At 69.3% G+C, this 17,483-nt stretch carries 15 protein-coding genes and 1 riboswitch; of the genes, 5 read left to right on the top strand and 10 right to left on the bottom strand.

Annotated elements, in window-relative coordinates; translation table 11 throughout:
* Positions 1-30: 30 nt before the first annotated feature.
* Positions 31-146: riboswitch (SAM riboswitch) on the bottom strand.
* A gap of 157 nt (positions 147-303) precedes the next feature.
* Positions 304-942, top strand: a complete 639-nt coding sequence (locus AC1MED_RS06200; protein ID WP_346960144.1) for a VOC family protein — start codon at positions 304-306, stop codon at positions 940-942.
* A 92-nt stretch (positions 943-1,034) separates the two neighbouring features.
* Here AC1MED_RS06200 and AC1MED_RS06195 read toward each other — a convergent pair whose 3' ends face one another.
* Positions 1,035-1,811: a CPBP family intramembrane glutamic endopeptidase gene (locus tag AC1MED_RS06195; protein ID WP_479786031.1), complete on the bottom strand. Its 777-nt coding sequence runs from the start codon at positions 1,809-1,811 to the stop codon at positions 1,035-1,037.
* Positions 1,812-1,891: 80 nt separating this feature from the next.
* Here AC1MED_RS06195 and AC1MED_RS06190 point away from each other — a divergent pair, with 80 nt between their 5' ends.
* A complete protein-coding gene (locus tag AC1MED_RS06190) occupies positions 1,892-2,548 on the top strand; it encodes a histidine phosphatase family protein (RefSeq protein ID WP_479786029.1) in 657 nt (218 codons plus the stop codon).
* 33 nt (positions 2,549-2,581) lie between these two features.
* On the opposite strand, the gene AC1MED_RS06185 is transcribed toward AC1MED_RS06190, so the two are convergent.
* The 5 genes from AC1MED_RS06185 to tdh form a co-directional block, all read right to left on the bottom strand.
* Entirely contained in the window at positions 2,582-3,988 is a 1,407-nt protein-coding gene (locus tag AC1MED_RS06185) for a phenylacetate--CoA ligase family protein (RefSeq protein WP_479786028.1), read from the bottom strand.
* A 23-nt stretch (positions 3,989-4,011) separates the two neighbouring features.
* The gene (locus tag AC1MED_RS06180) at positions 4,012-5,223 is read right to left on the bottom strand and encodes an amidohydrolase family protein (protein WP_479786027.1); all 1,212 of its coding nucleotides are present in this window, start codon (positions 5,221-5,223) and stop codon (positions 4,012-4,014) included.
* 11 nt (positions 5,224-5,234) lie between these two features.
* On the bottom strand, positions 5,235-6,350 hold the full coding sequence (locus tag AC1MED_RS06175) for an NAD(P)/FAD-dependent oxidoreductase (protein ID WP_479786026.1): 1,116 nt from the start codon (positions 6,348-6,350) through the stop codon (positions 5,235-5,237).
* A 104-nt stretch (positions 6,351-6,454) separates the two neighbouring features.
* The gene (locus AC1MED_RS06170; RefSeq protein WP_479786025.1) at positions 6,455-7,669 is read right to left on the bottom strand and encodes a glycine C-acetyltransferase; all 1,215 of its coding nucleotides are present in this window, start codon (positions 7,667-7,669) and stop codon (positions 6,455-6,457) included.
* 58 nt (positions 7,670-7,727) lie between these two features.
* Positions 7,728-8,774: an L-threonine 3-dehydrogenase gene (gene tdh, locus AC1MED_RS06165; protein ID WP_479786024.1), complete on the bottom strand. Its 1,047-nt coding sequence runs from the start codon at positions 8,772-8,774 to the stop codon at positions 7,728-7,730.
* A 147-nt stretch (positions 8,775-8,921) separates the two neighbouring features.
* Between tdh and AC1MED_RS06160 the strand changes: the two genes are divergently transcribed.
* Positions 8,922-9,830, top strand: coding sequence for a LysR family transcriptional regulator (locus AC1MED_RS06160; RefSeq protein ID WP_479786023.1), 909 nt, complete (start codon positions 8,922-8,924; stop codon positions 9,828-9,830).
* A gap of 3 nt (positions 9,831-9,833) precedes the next feature.
* On the opposite strand, the gene gatB is transcribed toward AC1MED_RS06160, so the two are convergent.
* The 4 genes from gatB to AC1MED_RS06140 form a co-directional block, all read right to left on the bottom strand.
* Positions 9,834-11,339: an Asp-tRNA(Asn)/Glu-tRNA(Gln) amidotransferase subunit GatB gene (gatB, locus tag AC1MED_RS06155; protein ID WP_479786022.1), complete on the bottom strand. Its 1,506-nt coding sequence runs from the start codon at positions 11,337-11,339 to the stop codon at positions 9,834-9,836.
* Positions 11,339-12,931, bottom strand: a complete 1,593-nt coding sequence (gene gatA, locus AC1MED_RS06150) for an Asp-tRNA(Asn)/Glu-tRNA(Gln) amidotransferase subunit GatA (RefSeq protein WP_479786020.1) — start codon at positions 12,929-12,931, stop codon at positions 11,339-11,341. The genes gatB and gatA overlap by 1 nt, the downstream gene beginning before the upstream one ends.
* Positions 12,932-12,935: 4 nt before the next feature.
* Positions 12,936-13,232: an Asp-tRNA(Asn)/Glu-tRNA(Gln) amidotransferase subunit GatC gene (gene gatC / locus AC1MED_RS06145; protein WP_138769869.1), complete on the bottom strand. Its 297-nt coding sequence runs from the start codon at positions 13,230-13,232 to the stop codon at positions 12,936-12,938.
* Between the two features lie 138 nt (positions 13,233-13,370).
* Positions 13,371-14,837 carry a CitMHS family transporter gene (locus AC1MED_RS06140; RefSeq protein ID WP_479786019.1) on the bottom strand — a complete coding sequence of 489 codons (1,467 nt, stop codon included), beginning with the start codon at positions 14,835-14,837 and terminating at the stop codon, positions 13,371-13,373.
* Between the two features lie 180 nt (positions 14,838-15,017).
* Here AC1MED_RS06140 and AC1MED_RS06135 point away from each other — a divergent pair, with 180 nt between their 5' ends.
* Both AC1MED_RS06135 and AC1MED_RS06130 read left to right on the top strand, forming a co-directional pair.
* Positions 15,018-16,793, top strand: a complete 1,776-nt coding sequence (locus tag AC1MED_RS06135) for a sensor histidine kinase (protein WP_479786018.1) — start codon at positions 15,018-15,020, stop codon at positions 16,791-16,793.
* Positions 16,786-17,457 carry a response regulator gene (locus AC1MED_RS06130; RefSeq protein ID WP_479786017.1) on the top strand — a complete coding sequence of 224 codons (672 nt, stop codon included), beginning with the start codon at positions 16,786-16,788 and terminating at the stop codon, positions 17,455-17,457. Before AC1MED_RS06135 ends, AC1MED_RS06130 begins: the two co-directional genes overlap by 8 nt.
* The last annotated feature ends 26 nt before the right edge of the window (positions 17,458-17,483 follow it).

Genomic DNA, 17,483 nt, shown 5'->3' with positions numbered 1-17,483 from the left:
TCCGGTCCTCCCGGGACCGGAACGGCTCTGCCGCCGCGCTTGCCTCCCGGCGGGCGCCGGAGGGCCAGGTCTTCACCCGGGGCACCCCACCGCGCAAGGAGGGTTGCCGGCCAGCAAGCCGGGGCTTGGTGCTGGCACTCATGACCTGGCTCCAGTTTAGGAAGGCTCGACGGCGGCTGGATAGCTTTGTGACGAATATGAATTTGGCCCGTGGACCGGCCCTGGAGCCCTGGAAAATGACATCCCATCAGGGTTAGGACAGCCTAAGCTGAGAGCTCCATCACAAAGTGCCAAGATGAGGGCATGCGCATGGATCACGTCTCTTACGCCTGTGAACAAGATGGCCTCGCTGCCACCACCGAACGTATCGCGTCCGCCCTCGGGGTCGAAGCCGTCAAGGGCGGAGTCCACCCCCGGTTCGGGACCCGCAACATGATTATCCCGCTCGCCGGGCACAAGTACCTGGAGGTCGTGGAGGTCCTGGACCACCCTGCCTCGGACAAGGCGCCGTTCGGCCAGGCCGTCCGGGCCCGTTCCGCCGCCGGCGGCGGCTGGATGGGCTGGTGCGTTGAGGTTGACGACCTGGCACCCTTCGAGGAGCGCCTGGGCCGGTCGGCCGTCAACGGCAACCGCAAGTTCCCCGACGGCCGCGAACTGGTCTGGAAGCAGATCGGCATCCTGGGCCTTATCGCGGATCCGCAGGTCCCCTACATGCTCAAGTGGGAGGGCGATCCCGCCCTGCACCCGTCCAACGCCTACGAGAGCGGCGTCAAGATGTCCGCGCTCACCATCGCAGGCTCCGCCGAGCGGGTCACCGAGTGGCTGGGCGAACCGGTGGAGAAGCCGCTGGAGGATGTGGACGTGAACTGGCTGGCCCCGCACGGTACGCCGGGCATCCTGTCCGTCACCTTCGAAACCGATTCCGGAGCCGTCACCATCTGACGCTTCCTGCCCGAAAAACTTCGGCCGCCAGCAGCGGGTGCCAATGATGCCACCCACCGCTGGCGGCCGAATCCTTTTAAGGCCTGGTGCGCCTAGCCGAGGCCGATCGCCTTGCCGAAGAGGCTGAACCCGACGAAGGCCACGATGTCCAGCAGCGCATGGGCGATCACCAGCGGCATCACGCGTCGCGTCTTCGTATAGATCAGCGCGAAGATGACGCCCATGATGGCGTTGCCGATGAAGGGCCCAAAGCCCTGGTAGAGGTGGTAGCTGCCGCGCAGCATGGAACTGGCGAAGATGGCCAGCGGCATGCCCCAGCCGAACTTGCCGAGCCGGTCGAGCAGGTAGCCGACCACAATGACTTCTTCCACGATCCCGTGCCGGATCGCGGAGAGGATCAGCACCGGGACGGTCCACCAGTAGGAGTCCAGCGCGCTGGGGATGATCGCCGTCGTGATCCCCAGCGCCCGGCCGGCCGCGTACAGGCCCAGCGAGGGTATGCCGATCAGGGCGGCGAGGCCGAGGCCCTGGGCCAGGTCCTTGCCGGGCCGGGCGAAGTTGAAGCCCAGCTTCCGGAACGCCGAGGTCCCGGTGCCGGCGGCCAGGCCGGCGGGCCGGTGTTCGGTCAGGAAGTAGATCACCAGCACCACCGGCACCAGGGCGAAGATGATGTCCAGCAGTTGGTAGGTGAGGTCGAAGTACTCGCGGGTGCTCTGCGAGCGGTTCAGCGTCGAGGTGCCCTGCGCCAGCGGCGCACGGGTCAGTTTGTCCAGCAACTGCACCACCGAGTACACCGCCGACTGCCCGAGCGACAGCCCCAGGACGATCCAGACTTCTAGCCGCAGCCGACGGCGGGAGGGAACCAACATGTTTCTATCTTGCCTGCCGTTGCCGGGAGTTGACTGCACGTGCCTATGCTGGGGCTGTGAGTGCGCCCGGGAGAATTTTTATGATCCGGCATGGCCAGTCCGCCGCCAACGCCGACACCTCGATCTACAACCGGGTGCCCGATTACCGGATCCCGCTGACGCCGCTGGGTGTCGAGCAGGCCACGGCCGCCGGTGAGCAGCTGCGGCGGCAGCTGGACGGTCAGCGGGTGTGCGTGTACGTCTCCCCCTACCTGCGGGCCTACCAGACGCTGGAGGCGCTGCAGCTGGGTTCCCTGACCGAACGCGTCATCGAAGAGCCGCGGCTGCGCGAGCAGGACTGGGCGAACTTCCAGATCGCCGGCGACATCGAGGACCAGAAGGAGCTCCGCAACGCCTACGGGCACTTCTTCTACCGGTTCCGGGAAGGCGAGTCCGGTTCCGACGTCTACGACCGGATCTCCTCGTTCATGGAAACCCTGTACCGGCACTGGTCCAAGCCGAACTACGCCCCGAACGCGCTGTTCGTGACGCACGGGCTGACCATGCGGCTGTTCTGCATGCGCTGGTTCCACTGGTCGGTGGAGTACTTCGAGTCGCTGAACAACCCGGACAACGCCGAGATCCGCACCCTGCTGCGCACCCGGCAGGGCAAGTACGAGCTGGACAAGCCGTTCAGCCAGTGGGAGGACCGCCGGGTGGATGAGACCGTGCTGGACGCCCCGCCGATGTTCTTCTAAGCGACGCCCGGTCTTCTAGGCGCTGCCCGGTGTTTAAGGGACGCCCGGCGCGCGCTTGAGGGCGATGACCTGATGGAACTTGCCGCTCCGGCCGGTCTGCTCCGGCGCCTCACCGGCACGGACCAGCTCCACGTTCGCCAGGCCCTGGCCGGCCAGGAAACCGGCGAGCCTGGCCGCCACGTCCTGCCACACCTCATCCGCCGCGGCGCCGGGCTCCAGTTCAAGCCGGACCCGCAGCTGCGCCGGGCCGGACTGGACCAGCTGGCAGCGGTGCACCCCGGGCGCGCCGTCGATCGGGGCGGTGACGGCCAGCGGCAGGATACTCACCGTGCGGCCGCTGGCGTTGTCCAGGTGCAGCACGTCGTCGTGCCGGCCGGCCACCCGGACGGCGGGCAGCGGGTTGCCGCATTCGCAGGGACCGGGCTTGGCGAGGACCGAATCGCCCAGGTCGTAGCGGATCAGCGGCTGGACCCGGTTGGCGAGGTTGGTCAGCAGCACCGTGTGCGATGCCTTCCCCGGAGGCGTGGGCCGGTAGTCCTCCTCCACCGGCTCCAGGATCACCCAGTCGCTGTTGACGTGCAGCCAGCCGCGGGGACAGTCCAGGGCGATGGGGCTGAACTCCGAGGCGGCGTAGACGTTGTGGACCCCGCAGCCCAGCGACGCGGCCAGCCGGGCCGGGTCGCCGAGGGACTCGCCGCTGGACTCCACCACCGCGGGCCGGATCCGCAACCGGCCCGCGTCCTGCTCCTCGGCCAGGAGTTCGAGGGCGCTGGGATAGCCCACCACGAGGGCCGGGTCGAAGTCGTTGAGCGCCTGCACCAGCGCCTCCAGCGGCTGCTGCACGGAAAACAGGCGGTAGGCGCGGCGGCGGCCCCGGCTGCGGCGCCGCTCGGACTCAAGCCACACGGCGCCGGCGAAGTGGCCGCCGGTACCCACCACCACGGCGGTGCGGATGCCGCGCCGCAGCAGGGCAGGCAGCACGCCGGCGTTGACGGTGCTCCGGACCGCCCGGATCCCCTGCGCCCGGTAGCACGCGACGGCGGCGGGGTCGTGCACGAACAGTCCCGGGTGTCCCGTGGTCCCGGAACTGGAGCACGCGAAGTACCGGCCGCGGTAGCGGCTGCCGACCAGGGTCGGATCGGCGACGAAGGCCTCCAGATCGGTCCGGGTGACATCGGGGTCGGTTACCCAGTCGTCGAAGCGGGCCATCAGCTGCGGTTTGGTGACCGGCGGCAGGTCGCGAAGCGAGACGTCCCCGCGCGTGACGTCCCCGGCTGGGAGCCCGCGGTACAGCTCCCGGTAGAACGGGGAGCTGGCACGGGCGTGCACCACAAGCGCGGCCAGCCGCGCATCCCGCCGCCGGGCAAGGGCCCGCGGGCCGCCGTGTTCGGCCCTCAGGAGATCGAGCATGATGCCCAGCTCCCTCGCAAACCCCGCCATGGCGTGCCTCCTATGTCTGCGCGTCAGCGGGCGCGCACCCCGGCGCGCCAGACGGCGTGGGTGAGCGGCATCCCCGGCCGGTAGGCCAGGTGGGTGGCGGACGGGGCGTTGAGCAGGTGAAGGTCAGCCCGGTGCCCGACGGCGATCGAGCCAACCGCGCGCTGCCCGTCGACGTCGTTCCCGGACTCCCGGCCCAGCGCCAGCGCACCGCCGTACGTCGCCGCACGGACCGCCTCGTGCACACTGAGCCGCATCTGCAGCACCGCGGTGGTGACGCAGAACGCCATCGAGCTGGTGTAGGAGGTGCCCGGGTTGCAGTTGGAGGCGAGCGCCACCTGGACGCCGGCGTGCAGCAGTTCCCGGGCCGGGGCCAGCGGCTGCCGGGTGGACAGGTCGCAGGCCGGCAGGCAGGTCGCGACGGTGCCGCGCTCGCCCGCGCCGGCCGCCGATTCCCAGCCGGACCAGCTGTCCGCGAGGGCGTGGACGTCGGCGCGGGATAGGTAGTTCACGTGGTCCACGCTCGCGGCCCCGAATTCCACCGCCAGCCGCACGCCGGGGCCCTCCCCGAGCTGGTTGCCGTGCACGCGCAGGCCCAGCCCCGCGTCCCGGCAGGCCGCCAGCACGCGGCGGGACTGGTCCTCGGTGAAGGCGCCGCGCTCGCAAAAGACGTCGGCCCAGCGGACATAGGGCCGGACCGCGGCGAGCATCGGGCCGCAGACCAGGTCCGTGTACTCCTCGGCGTCCATGCCCCGGGGGACCAGGTGCGCGCCGAGGTAGGTCACCTCGTCCGCGACGGTGGAGGCGATCCGGGCGCTGCGGGCCTCGTTGTCCACGTCGAGTCCGTAGCCCGTTTTGGTTTCCAGATAGGTGGTGCCCTGGGCGACAGCCTCGGCGACGCGGCCCAGCGCGAGCCGGGTGAGGTCGAAGTCGCCGGTGGCCCGGGTGGCGCCGGTGGTGACCGCGATGCCGCCGGCGCTGTAGTCCTCCCCCGCCATCCGGGCCTCGAACTCAGCGGTCCGGTCGCCGGCGAAGATGAGGTGCGTGTGCGAGTCCACCCAGCCGGGCAGGAGCGCGCGGTGCCCGGCGTCGACGGCGTCGTCGGCGGCCGGGGCGTCCGCGGCGGACCCGAGCCAGGCGATGCGTTCGCCCTCGATCACCACGGCCGCATCCGTCAGGACCCGGTGCTCCGCATCCTGGGTCATCAGTTCGGCGATGTTGGTGATGAGGGTGCTCATGGGTCCATTCTTCAGCGCCGGATCGACATCCGGGTCGCTGCCAGTGCCGCGGCTGTCCGGGATGCCGGACCGTCGGCCGGGAGCGGCTCCGCGGCGCCCTGGCCGGCCAGGATGAGCTCGGCAGCCAGCTCGGCGATGCCGGAGGAGGTCTGGAAGCCGTAGCCGCCCTGGCCGGCGAGCCAGAAGAATCCGGTGGCCTCGGCGTCGAACCCCACCACCGGGACGCCGTCGGACGCCTCAGTCCGCAACCCGGTCCAGGCCCGGCGGACGTCACCGATGCCCATCGTGGTGACGGAATTCAGCCGGGTGATCAGCGCCTCGATGTCACCCGGGTACGGCCGGGCGTCCTCCGGGCCGCTGGGCACGGTTTCGGACGGGGAGATCAGCACCTGCCGCCGCCCGTCCGGCCGGAAGTAGAAGCTGCCGGCCGACGCCACCATCGGGCAGCCCTGCGGGAGGGGGTGTTCGACGTCGACGATTGCCGCGGTCCGGCGGTAGGGCTGGAGTCCGAGCTTCTCAACTCCGGCGAGCACGGCGAATTCGTCCGCCCAGGCGCCGGCGGCATTGACCACGACGGCGGCCTCGAACCCTTCCTGCCCGGCGCCGAGTTCCCAGCCGGAGCCGAGGCGCTGCGCCGAGTGGACCCTGGCGCCCGTGATGATGTCCACGCCGCCCTCGACCGCCCGCTCCCGGTGGTCCTCCAGCAGCAGGGACGCGTTGCAGGCGAAGGATCCCGAGTCCAGGCCGGCGGCCTCAAAGGAATCCGGCTTGAGCGCGGGGCAGATGTCCAGGGCCTCGGCGTGGCTGATCCGGTGCATAAAGCCGCTGGCCTGCTGCTGGACGTCTGCCTCGTTGCCGATCAGCATAAAGCGGCGCGGCGAGAGCACGGGTTCAGGCCGGGTGCCCTCCTTGGTGCCGATGAGCTCCAGGGTGCGCAGGGTGAGCTCCTGGACCACGGGCGGGCCGTAGCTGGGGATCAGCTGCCGGGCCGAGCGCGCGGAGGTGTGGTAGCCCAGTGACTGCTCGGCTTCGACCAGGGCCACGCGGCATTTGCCGGCGAGGGCGGAGGCAAGGGACAGGCCGGCAATGCCGCCGCCCACAATCACGACATCGTAATTAGCTGACATGCCTCCATCCTTGCACCCGGCAGGAGGCCGCGTCAGTACTTTCCGGCGGCGGCTCCCCCGGTCGGACGCCGGACAGACGGCGGCGGCTCCCCCGGGCGTTCCCGCTACGAGGCCGCGGCCACCGCCGCGCGGCTAGCCACGAAGGCCTGGACGCAGCTCTCGACGTCGTCGGCGCTGTGCGCGGCGGAGAGCTGGACCCGGATGCGGGCGGCGCCCTTGGGCACCACGGGGTAGCTGAACGCGGTGACGAACACGCCGTTGGCGAGCATCGCATCCGCCACCTTGGCCGCCATCACGGCGTCGCCGAACATGACTGGGACGATCGCGTGTTCGCCGTCGAGCAGTTCGAAGCCTTCATCGGCCATCCGGCGGCGGAAGAGTTCCGCGTTGGCGAACAGCTTGCTGCGCAGTTCGCCGGAGTTCTCCACCAGGTCCAGGGCCTTCAGCGTAGCGGCGACAATGGCCGGGGCCAGCGAGTTGGAGAACAGGTAGGGGCGCGCCTTCTGGCGGAGCATGGCGATGACCTCGCGCCGGCCCGACACATAGCCGCCGGAGGCGCCGCCCAGGGCCTTGCCGAAGGTGCCGGTGTAGATGTCCACCCGGTCCGAGACGCCGGCATGTTCCGGGGTGCCGGCACCGGTGGCGCCCATAAAGCCGACCGCGTGCGAATCATCCACCATGACCATGGCGTCGTACTTCTCCGCGAGGTCGCAGATCGCCTCCAGCGGGGCCAGGAAGCCGTCCATCGAGAAGACGCCGTCGGTGACGATGATCTTGCGGCGGGCCGGGTTTTCCTGGGTGCTGGCCTCGATCAGCCGGGACTCGAGGTCCGCCATGTCCTGGTTGGCGTAGCGGAAGCGCTGAGCCTTGCACAGCCGGATGCCGTCGATGATCGAGGCGTGGTTCAGCGCGTCGGAGATGACGGCGTCTTCCGGGCCGAAGAGCGATTCGAAGACGCCGCCGTTGGCGTCGAAGCAGCTGGAGAACAGGATGGTGTCCTCAGTGCCGAGGAACTTCGAGACGCGTTCCTCCAGGGCCAGGTGCAGGTCCTGGGTGCCGCAGATGAAGCGCACGCTGGCCATGCCGAAGCCGCGGGAGTCCATGGCCTCCTTGGCGGCCGCGATGATCTCGGGGTGGTCCGCAAGGCCCAGGTAGTTGTTGGCGCAGAAGTTCAGTACCTCCGAGCTGCCCTGGCCGAGCTGGCCGGCTTTGATGTGGCTGGCCTGCGGGGAATCGATGTGCCGTTCGGTCTTGAACAGGCCGGCGCCGCGGATCTCGTCGAGTTCGTGCTGCAGCTGGTCCTTGATGGCTGAATACATTGCGGTGGCTCCTCAGCAGGGGGATGAATTTTTGTACGGTACCGGAAACGGGCGGGGGCTAGAAGCCGGTCCAGTCGAGGACGACCTTGCCGCCGACGCCGGCGCGGGCGATCTCGAAGCCCTTCTCCCAGTCCGAGGCGGGCAGGGTGTCGGTGACGACGGCGGAGATGTTGGCGTGCAGCACGGGGTTGGAGGAGAGCATGGCGCTCATGGCATACCAGGTCTCGAACATCTCGCGTCCGTAGATGCCTTTCATGGTCAGCATGTGCGTGACCACCTTGCCCCAGTCGATGTCGATGGACTGGCTGGGCAGCCCCAGCATCGCGATCCGGCCGCCGTGGTTCATGTTGTCGATCATCTCAGGCAGCGCGGTGGGGTGCCCGGACATTTCCATCCCGATGTCGAAGCCCTCACGCATGCCCAGTTCGCGCTGGGCGTCCTTGACGCGCGTGGTGGAGACGTCGATCGCGAGGTCGACGTCGAGCCGGCGGGCCAGTTCCAGGCGCGGGGCGGATACGTCGGTAATGGCGATCTTGCGCGCCCCGGCGTGGCGGGCGACGGCGATCGCCATCAGGCCGATGGGTCCGGCGCCGGTAATGAGCACGTCCTCGCCCACCAGCGGGAAGCTCAGCGCGGTGTGCACGGCGTTGCCGAACGGGTCGAAGATGGCGCCGAGCTCCGGGGTCACGGACGGATCGTGGTGGACCCAGACGTTGGTTTCCGGGATGACGACGTACTCGGCGAACGCGCCGTCGCGCTGGACGCCGACGCTGACAGTGTTGATGCACATCTGCTTGCGGCCGGCGCGGCAGTTGCGGCAGATTCCGCAGACGATGTGACCCTCGCCGGAGACCCGGTCGCCGACATTGACGTCCAGGACGTCCTCGCCGGTCTCCACGACTTCACCGTAGAACTCGTGGCCAGCGATCAGCGGCGCATTGATGATGCCCTGCGCCCAGGCATCCCAGGACTGGATGTGCAGGTCCGTGCCGCAGATTCCGGTGGTCATGACGCGGATCTTGACGTCCCCGGCCCCGGTCTCCGGCTCCGGGCGGTCGACCAGTTCGAATCCCGCGTGGGCGCCGGACTTGTAGAGAGCCTTCATGGGCCTGCCTAACTGTGCTGGCCGCTCCCTAGATTCGGAGCGGTGGTGTGGGACAACTCACCTCATTAGACCCGGCTGAAAGCATTAGCACAATCGGATTCTTCTCAATCGACGATTTAGCTTTTGCTTGCCCATAAGATGGTGGGCATGGAAATCCACCAGCTCGAAATGCTCCGCGAACTCGGCGCCCTGGGCAGTGTCAAGGCCGTCGCCGAAACGCTGCTGGTCACGCCCTCGGCGGTGTCCCAGCAGCTCGCCGCCCTGCAGAAATCCGTGGAGGTCCCGCTGACCCGGAAGGAGGGCCGGAACCTGGTCCTCACCGAGGCCGGGCAGGTGCTCGCGGACGCCGGGGCCGCCGTCGTGAGCGCAATGGCGGACGCGAGGACGGCGATCGGCGCGTACCACGGCTCGCCGGTGGCGCCGGTGACGCTGAGCGGGTTCCACAGCGCCGGCCAGGCCTTGTTCGCGCCGTTGGCCCGGCTGCTGGCCGGGCCGGGGCAGCCGAGGATCCAGCTCTCCGACGAGGACGTCGCCCAGCAGGATTTCCCGGCGCTGACCGCCCGCTACGACCTGGTCCTCGCACACCGGATGGACCACAGCCCGCGGTGGCCCCAGGAACGGGTGGCGGTGATCCCGCTCGCGCACGAGCCGCTGGACGTGGCGCTGCCGGCCGGGCACCGGCTGGCCGCGCAGCGGGCGGTGACGGCGGACGACGTCGTCGGCGAACCCTGGGTGACCAGCCACACCGGCTACTCCCCCGCCGACGTGCTCTCCGCCGTCGCGGCCGTGTCCAGCCGCGAGCTGAACATCGTGCACCGGATCAATGACTACTCCACGGTAGCGGCGCTGGTGGCGACCGGCAGCGTGATCGGGCTGCTGCCCCGGCATACCGCACGGCCGGTGCTCAACCCGGAGATCGTGCTCAAGCCGCTGGAGGGCATCAGCACCCGGCGCCGGATCGACATCCTGGCCCGGCCGGAGAACCTTAAACGCAAATCGGTCATGATGGTCTGCGAAGCGCTGCAGACCATCATGACCGATTTAGTGGGTGGCTAGGGACTAGCCTTCGACGCCGAGGCGCTGCAGGATCAGCTCGCGGACGCGGCCGGCGTCGGCCTGCCCGCGGGTTGCCTTCATCACGCCGCCGACGATCGCGCCGATCGCCTGGATCTTGCCGCCGCGGATCTTGTCCGCGACGCCGGGCTGCGCGGCGAGGGCCGCGTCGATGGCTTCCAGCAGGGGCCCGTCGTCAGAGACTACGGCGAGGCCGCGCTTCTCCACGATTTCCGCCGGGGTGCCCTCGCCGGCGAGCACGCCGTCCAGGACCTCGGAAGCCATCTTGTTGTTGATCTTGCCGTCCTCGACCATCTTGTTCAGTTCCACGATGGTGGCCGGATCGACGCCGAGCTGGCCGGGGTCGACGTCGGCGTTCTTGGCGCGTCCGACAATCTCGCCCATCCACCACTTACGGGCCACCGTGGCGGTGGCGCCGGCGGCGACGGTTTCCTCGATCTCGTCCATCACGCCGGCGTTGACGACGTCGCGGAACTCCAGGTCGGAGTAGCCCCAGTCGGCCTGTAGGCGCTTGCGGCGGGCGGCCGGCGGCTCGGGCAGCGTGGCCCGGAGCTCCTCGACCCACTCACGTGAGGCGACGATCGGCACCAGGTCCGGTTCCGGGAAGTAACGGTAGTCGTCGGCGTCGGACTTGGGCCGGCCCGAGGTGGTGGAGCGGGTGTCCTCGTGCCAGTGCCGGGTTTCCTGGATGACCGGCTGGCCGGACTCCAGTACCGCGGCGTGCCGCTGGATTTCGTAGCGGACGGCGTGTTCGACGGCGCGCAGCGAGTTGACGTTCTTGGTCTCGGAGCGGATGCCGAAACGTTCGCGGCCGTGCGGGCGCAGCGAGACGTTGGCGTCGCAGCGGACGTTGCCGCGCTCCATCTTGGCGTCCGAGACGCCGAGGTTTTTGACGATCTCGCGGACCGCGGCGACGTACGCCTTGGCCAGCTCGGGGGCACGGCTGCCGGCGCCCTCGATCGGCTTGGTGACGATCTCCACCAGCGGCACACCGGAGCGGTTGTAGTCCACCAGCGAGTAGTCCGCGCCCTGGATCCTGCCGGCGGCGCCGCCCATGTGGGTGAGCTTTCCGGCGTCCTCCTCCATGTGGGCGCGTTCGATCTCGACCCGGAAGACAGTGCCGTCGGAGAGCTCGATGTCCAGGTAGCCGTCGTAGGCGATCGGCTCGTCGTACTGGGAGGTCTGGAAGTTCTTCGGGGTGTCCGGGTAGAAGTAGTTCTTCCGGGCGAAGCGGCAGGTCTCGGCAATCTTGCAGTTCAGCGCCAGGCCGATCTTGATCGAGGATTCGATCGCGGTCTTGTTCACGACGGGCAGCACGCCGGGCATCCCGAGGTCCACCTCGTTGACGTTCGTGTTCGGCTCGTCACCAAAGACGTTCGGCGCGGAGGAGAACATCTTGGTCTTGGTGTTGAGCTCCACGTGGACCTCGAAACCCAGGACGGGGTCGTACTTCTCCATCGCCTCTTCGAAGCTGAGGGTTGCGTCAGTCATTAGTGTGAACCTCCGTGGCTCGCGGGGGCGCCGGCAGCAACCGCCGGTGCGGAATCAGTCAAGGAAGGCTCCGTCAGGGAGGGGGCACGGTCCAGCAGCGGTCCGCCCCACTGCGCCTCAAGCAGCGACTCGAGCACGGCGCCGACGCGGTAGAGCCGGGCATCCTGGCGTGCCGGGGCGAGCAGCTGGACGCCCACCGGCAGTCCATCCTCGTCGGCGAGGCCGCCGGGCAGCGACAGCCCTGGGACCCCTGCCATGTTGGCCGGGATGGTGGCGACGTCGTTGAGGTACATCGCAAGCGGGTCGTTGAGCTTCTCACCGAGCTTGAACGCCGTGGTGGGCGCCGTCGGGGAGATCAGCACGTCAGCCTGGGCGAACGCGGCGTCGAAGTCGCGCTGGATCAGGGTGCGCACCTTCTGGGCCGAGCCGTAGTAGGCGTCGTAGTAGCCGGCGCTGAGCGCATAGGTGCCCAGGATGATACGGCGCTTGACTTCGTCGCCGAAGCCGGCGGCGCGGGTGGCTCCCATCACGCGCTCGATCGTCAGCGGGCCTTCTTCGGGCAGCACCCGCAGGCCGAACCGGACGCCGTCGAACTTGGCCAGGTTGGAGGAGGCCTCGGAGGGCATGATCAGGTAGTAGGCACCCAGGGCGTACTTGAAGTTGGGGCAGGAGACCTCGACGATCTCGGCGCCGGCGCCCTTGAGCAGTTCAAGGGCCTCGTTGAAGCGGTTCTCGACGCCGGCCTGGTAGCCCTCGCCGTGGAGCTCCTTGATGATGCCGATCTTCATGCCCTCGACGTTGCCGGTCCGGGCCGCGGCCACAAGGTCCTCCAGCGGGTCCGGCAGCGAGGTGGAGTCGCGCGGGTCGTGGCCGCCGATCACCTGGTGCAGCAGGGCCGAGTCCAGCACGGTGCGGGAGACCGGGCCGATCTGGTCCAGCGAGGAGGCCATCGCGATGGCGCCGTAGCGGGAGACACCGCCGTAGGTGGGCTTTACGCCGACCGTGCCGGTGACGGCGCCGGGCTGGCGGATGGAACCGCCGGTGTCCGTGCCGAGCGCGAGCGGGGCTTCGAACGCCGCGACGGCGGCCGCGGAGCCGCCGCCGGAGCCGCCGGGGATGCGGTCCAGGTCCCAGGGGTTGTGGGTGGGGCCGTACGCGGAGTGCTCGGTGGAGGAGCCCATGGCGAACTCGTCCAGGTTGGTCTTGCCCAGGATCGGCATCTTGGCGGCGCGGAGGCGCTCCACCACGGTGGCGTCGTAGGGGCTGTGCCAGCCCTCGAGGATCTTGGAGCCGGCCGTGGTGGGCTGGCCGATCGTGACGATGAGGTCCTTGACGGCGATCGGGACGCCGGCGAGCACGTGCAGTTCCTCAGCAGCGGCGCCGCCGGCGGCGCGGATCGCGTCCACCTCGGCGGCGACGGCGAGGGCTTCCTCTGCGTTGACGTGCAGGAAGGCGTTGACCTTGCCGTCGACGGCGGCGATCCGGTCCAGGTGCGCCTGGGTGACCTCGACGGCGGTGACCTCGCGCGCGGCCAGCTTCTCGGCGAGCGCGGCTGCGGTGAGGCGGAAGAGTTCGGGGCGGGTTTCAGTCATGGTCTTAGTCCTCATCCAGGATTGCCGGGACCTTGAAACGGCCCTCATACGCGTCGGGGGCTCCGGAAAGCGCCTGCTCGGCCGTGAAGGTGTGGCCCACAACGTCCTCGCGGAACACGTTGGTCAGCGGGATCGGGTGGGACGTGGCCGGGACGTCATCACCGGCGGCTTCACTGACGGACTTAACCGACTCCACGATGACGGCGAGTTCGCCGGCCATCCTGTCCAGCTCTTCAGCACTCATCTCGATGTGCGCGAGACGCGCGAGATGCGCGACGTCGTCGCGGTTGATCGCAGCCATGGATCTCCCCTGCAAGTTCGGATTATTTTCCGTCCCAGTCTACGTGGGTTGAGTTGCTGTTACCGTCGGGCGCGAGATGACAGTTCGCGGCAATGTTTTGTGCAAACACTGCCGCGAACTGTCATCTCGCGCGGGTGGTTAGCCGATGCCGATGGCTCCGGTGAGGACTCCTACTCCCAGCATGACCAGGGAGATGACGGCGGTGCGCCAGAGGACCTTCTTGTGGTGGTCGCCCAGGTCCACTTTGGCGAGGGATACCAGGAGCAGGATGGCCGGCACCAGCGGGCTCTGCAGGTGGAACGGCTGGCCGGTGATCGAGGCGCGGGCCATGTCCGCGGCGCCGACGCCGTAGTGGGCCGCCGTCTCGCTGAGGACCGGCAGGACGCCGAAGTAGAAGGCGTCGTTGCTCATGAAGAACGTCATCGGGATGCTCAGCACGCCGGTGATGACGGCCATGAACGGGCCCATGTCCGCCGGGATGATCGCCACGAGCCACTCGGACATGGCCTTGACCATGCCGGTGCCGTTGAGGACACCGGTCAGGACGGCGGCCGCCATGACCATGCTGACCACGGCCACGATCGACGGGGCGTGCGCGATCAGCTGGGCCCCCTGGTCCTTGACCTTCGGGAAATTGACCAGCAAGGCGACGGCGGAGGCCACCATAAAGACGAACGGGAGCGGGATGATGTTGGCGACCAGCGTCACCATGACGGCCACCGTCAGGCCCAGGTTGAACCAGAACAGCTTGGGACGCAGCGTCTTGCGGTTGGGATCCAGCGCGGTGTCCGCCATGGCGGAATCGTGCTCGTCGACGAGGTCTTCGGTGCGTTCCAGCACGGCGACGGAGGACCCTCCGCCGGTGGTGGGGACTCCGCCGGCGGGGGTGGTGCCCGTGCGGGTGGTGCCCGTGCGGGTGGTGGAGGCGGTGCGGCCGGTGGAGGAACCGCCGTCGAACTCAACGCCCTCGGCCCAGATTTCCGGGGCCACCGTACGCAGCCGGTTGCGTTCCTGCAGGCCCAGCAGCCAGGCGAAGACAAACACCACGACGAGTCCGGCGATCAGCGACGGGACCATCGGAACGAAGACCTCGTTGACGTCGATCTTCAGCGCGGAGGCGGCGCGGGCGGTGGGGCCGCCCCACGGCAGGATGTTCATGGTGCCGTTGGCCAGGCCGGCCACGCAGGTCAGGACCACGGGGCTCATCTTCAGCCGCAGGTAGACCGGGAGCATGGCCGCAGTGGTGAGAATGAAGGTGGTGGAGCCGTCGCCGTCGAGCGAGACCGCCGCGGCGAGGATCGCGGTGCCCAGGACCACCTTCGCCGGGTCGTTGCCCAGCTTGCGCAGGATGAACCGGACCAGCGGGTCGAAGAGCCCGACGTCGATCATCAGGCCGAAGTAGATGATGGCGAACATCAGCAGCGCGGCCGTGGACGTCATCGACTTCATCGAGTCGAGCACCATGGGGCCGATGCCCAGGCCGGCGCCGGCGAACAGTCCAAAAACGGTGGGGACGATGATGAGCGCCAGCACCGGCGTCAGCTTCTTCGTCATGATCAGCACCATGAAGACCGCAATCATGGCGAATCCAAGTAATACCAGCACGGCCGGCTCCTTCTTCTGTGTTCCGCACCACTCCGCTGTGATGCGCACTACAGACGTTAGGGTGGCGTGCGTCACGGGAGGGCCTTTGCCTCAATTGATTGGCATACTGCTTGTTGGACGCATTTTGCGCATTTAGCTCACAGGCCGATGAGGCCGCCGGATCACCCAAGGAGGGCCGCCGTGGAAGCCCTCAAACGCCGCACTCCGCTGAAGTTCACGACCCAGACGCTGCTCCTGCAGCTGGGGGTGGTAGCCCTGGTGGTGCTGCTCAGCAGCGCAGTCCACGCCTGGCTGACGTACGAGCGGCTGGGCCGCGAGGCGGAGAACCAGGCCCTGACCCTGGCCCGCACGGTGGCCTCAGACCCGGCGGTCCGGGCCGAGGTGCAGCAGATCAGCGCACGGCCCGGCACTCCCCCGCCCGCGGAGCTGCTCGCCGGTCCGCTGATGGCCGCCGCGGAGGGCGCCCGGGCCCGCACCGGCGCGTTGTTCGTCGTCATCACCGACGAGACCGGCCTGCGGCTGGCCCATCCCGACGCCGACCGGCTGGGGATGAGGGTCAGCACCGACCCCTCCGAGGCCCTCTCCGGCAAGGAGGTCACCACCCGGAACACCGGCACCCTGGGCCCCTCGGCCGGTGCCAAGGTGCCCGTGTTCGCGCCGGGTTCAACCACGGTGGTGGGCGAGGTCAGCGTGGGCTACTCCACCGAAACCATCGGCCAGAGCCTCGCCCGGGACATCGTCCCGATCGCCCTGACCGCGGCCGGCGCGCTGCTGGCCGGCGCCCTGGTTTCTTTCCTGCTGCGGCACCGGCTCCGGCGGCTGACCCTCGGGCTGGAGCCTGAGGAAATCAGCACCCTGGTGCACGACCAGGTGGCGGTCCTGCAGGGCGTGGACGACGGCGTGATCGGCGTATCCGCCGACGGCCGGATCAGCGTTTTCAACGCCGCGGCCCGGCGGATGCTGGAGCAGCCGGACCTGGCCGGAACCACCTGGGCAACGGCGCCGGTGCCGGCCCCGTTGACGGCCCTGACCAGGCCGGACGCCACCGAGGGTGACGCCGTGGAGTTCCTGGCCGGCGGCCGCGTGCTGGTGGCGAGCGCCCGCAAGGCCCTGCACGGCCGGGAGGACCTGGGCTGGGTGGTGATGCTGCGGGACCGCACCGAGCTCCAGCATCTCACCCGCCAGCTAGACGCCGTCGGCACCATGTCCACGGCTTTGCGCGCCCAGCGCCACGAGTTCGCCAACCAGCTGCACACGATCGCCGGGTTCATGAGCATCGGGCAGCATCAGCAGGCGCGCGACTACCTGGCCCGGCTGGCCGCCACCGGGCCTTTGAAGTTCCCGGTGGACCAGGCCGAGCTGCTGCAGGACCCTTACCTCCAGGCTTTCCTGGGCGCCAAAGGGGTGGAGGCCGACGAACGCGGCGTCAGCCTGCGGCTCGGCCCCGAAACCCTGGTCCGCGGCCACGTCGTGGAGCCGCAGGAGGTGACCACGGTGCTGGGCAACCTGATCGACAACGCCGTGAACGCCGCCGTCGCCGGCGCCGCAACCGACCGCTGGGTGGAGGTCGAGGTGCTGGACGCCCTCGGCGACGGCGGAGCCCCGGGCACCCTGCACATCATTGTGGGCGACTCCGGCGACGGCCTGCCCGCCGCGGCGGACGGCGGGCAAGGCTTCGGCACGGAATACAGCACGGACGACGCCGGCGGCACGGAGGGTGTCTTTGCCGAGGGTTTCACCACCGCGGACCAGCCGGCGCGGGCCGGCGGCGGGCAGGGCCTGGGGCTGGCCCTGGCCCGGCAGCTGGCCCGGCGCCGCGGCGGCGACGTGACGGTGCTGGAGCGGGGTGCGCCCGGCGGGCCGGGCGCGGTGTTCCTGGCGACGCTTCCGGGGACTATCACCGGCGGCGTTGAGGACGTGGCAGCAGACGTGGCAGAAGGAGACAACAATGTCTGAAGATTTCCGGGTGCTGATCGTGGACGACGACTTCCACGTCGCCAAGCTCCACGCCGCCTATGTGGACTCCGTGGCGGGCTTCCTGGCCCTGGCGCCGGCCGGCTCGGCGTCGCAGGCCCTGAAGTCCATCCACAGCCTTCGTCCGGACCTGGTCCTGCTGGATGTCTACCTGCCGGACGCCTCCGGGCTGGACCTGCTGCACCAGCTGGATGTGGACACGATGATCCTCAGCGCCGCCTCGGATGCGGCGTCAATCCGGGTGGCGTTCCGGCGCGGCGCCCTCGGGTACCTGCTCAAACCCTTCACGGCCGAGTCCCTGTCCCAGCAGCTGCGCTCGTACGCGCGTTACCGCCGGATCCTGGCACAGCCCGGGAACCTGACGCAGGAGACGGTGGAACGGGCCAAGCGGGCTCTGATCCCCGGCGACGTCACGGCCTCCGCGCGGCCGCGCTCGGCCACGGAGGCGGCGGTGCTGGAGTCGCTGGAACCGGGGCAGCAATACTCGGCGGCCGAGGTGGCGGCCCGGGTGGGCGTCTCCCGGGCAACCGCGCAACGCTACCTCTCCGCACTGGCGGACGACGGCGCCGTCGACATCCAGCTGCGCTACGGCACCACCGGCCGGCCGGAACACCGCTACGGGGTGCCCGCGGGCCCCGGAAGTTAAGCCGGTCCGTGTCCTCGCGGCCCGCC

The sequence above is a fragment of the Arthrobacter sp. BI5 genome (genome assembly GCF_056680065.1).
The sequence above is the reverse complement of the archived record's forward strand: the minus strand, read 5'-3'. Positions and strand labels throughout refer to the sequence as shown.

Coding starts and splice junctions, on each gene's coding strand:
- AC1MED_RS06200 (WP_346960144.1), top strand. CDS start 304: ATGCGCATGGATCACGTCTCTTACGCCTGTGAACAAGATGGCCTCGCT.
- AC1MED_RS06195 (WP_479786031.1), bottom strand. CDS start 1,811: ATGTTGGTTCCCTCCCGCCGTCGGCTGCGGCTAGAAGTCTGGATCGTC.
- AC1MED_RS06190 (WP_479786029.1), top strand. CDS start 1,892: ATGATCCGGCATGGCCAGTCCGCCGCCAACGCCGACACCTCGATCTAC.
- AC1MED_RS06185 (WP_479786028.1), bottom strand. CDS start 3,988: ATGGCGGGGTTTGCGAGGGAGCTGGGCATCATGCTCGATCTCCTGAGG.
- AC1MED_RS06180 (WP_479786027.1), bottom strand. CDS start 5,223: ATGAGCACCCTCATCACCAACATCGCCGAACTGATGACCCAGGATGCG.
- AC1MED_RS06175 (WP_479786026.1), bottom strand. CDS start 6,350: ATGTCAGCTAATTACGATGTCGTGATTGTGGGCGGCGGCATTGCCGGC.
- AC1MED_RS06170 (WP_479786025.1), bottom strand. CDS start 7,669: ATGTATTCAGCCATCAAGGACCAGCTGCAGCACGAACTCGACGAGATC.
- tdh (WP_479786024.1), bottom strand. CDS start 8,774: ATGAAGGCTCTCTACAAGTCCGGCGCCCACGCGGGATTCGAACTGGTC.
- AC1MED_RS06160 (WP_479786023.1), top strand. CDS start 8,922: ATGGAAATCCACCAGCTCGAAATGCTCCGCGAACTCGGCGCCCTGGGC.
- gatB (WP_479786022.1), bottom strand. CDS start 11,339: ATGACTGACGCAACCCTCAGCTTCGAAGAGGCGATGGAGAAGTACGAC.
- gatA (WP_479786020.1), bottom strand. CDS start 12,931: ATGACTGAAACCCGCCCCGAACTCTTCCGCCTCACCGCAGCCGCGCTC.
- gatC (WP_138769869.1), bottom strand. CDS start 13,232: ATGGCTGCGATCAACCGCGACGACGTCGCGCATCTCGCGCGTCTCGCG.
- AC1MED_RS06130 (WP_479786017.1), top strand. CDS start 16,786: ATGTCTGAAGATTTCCGGGTGCTGATCGTGGACGACGACTTCCACGTC.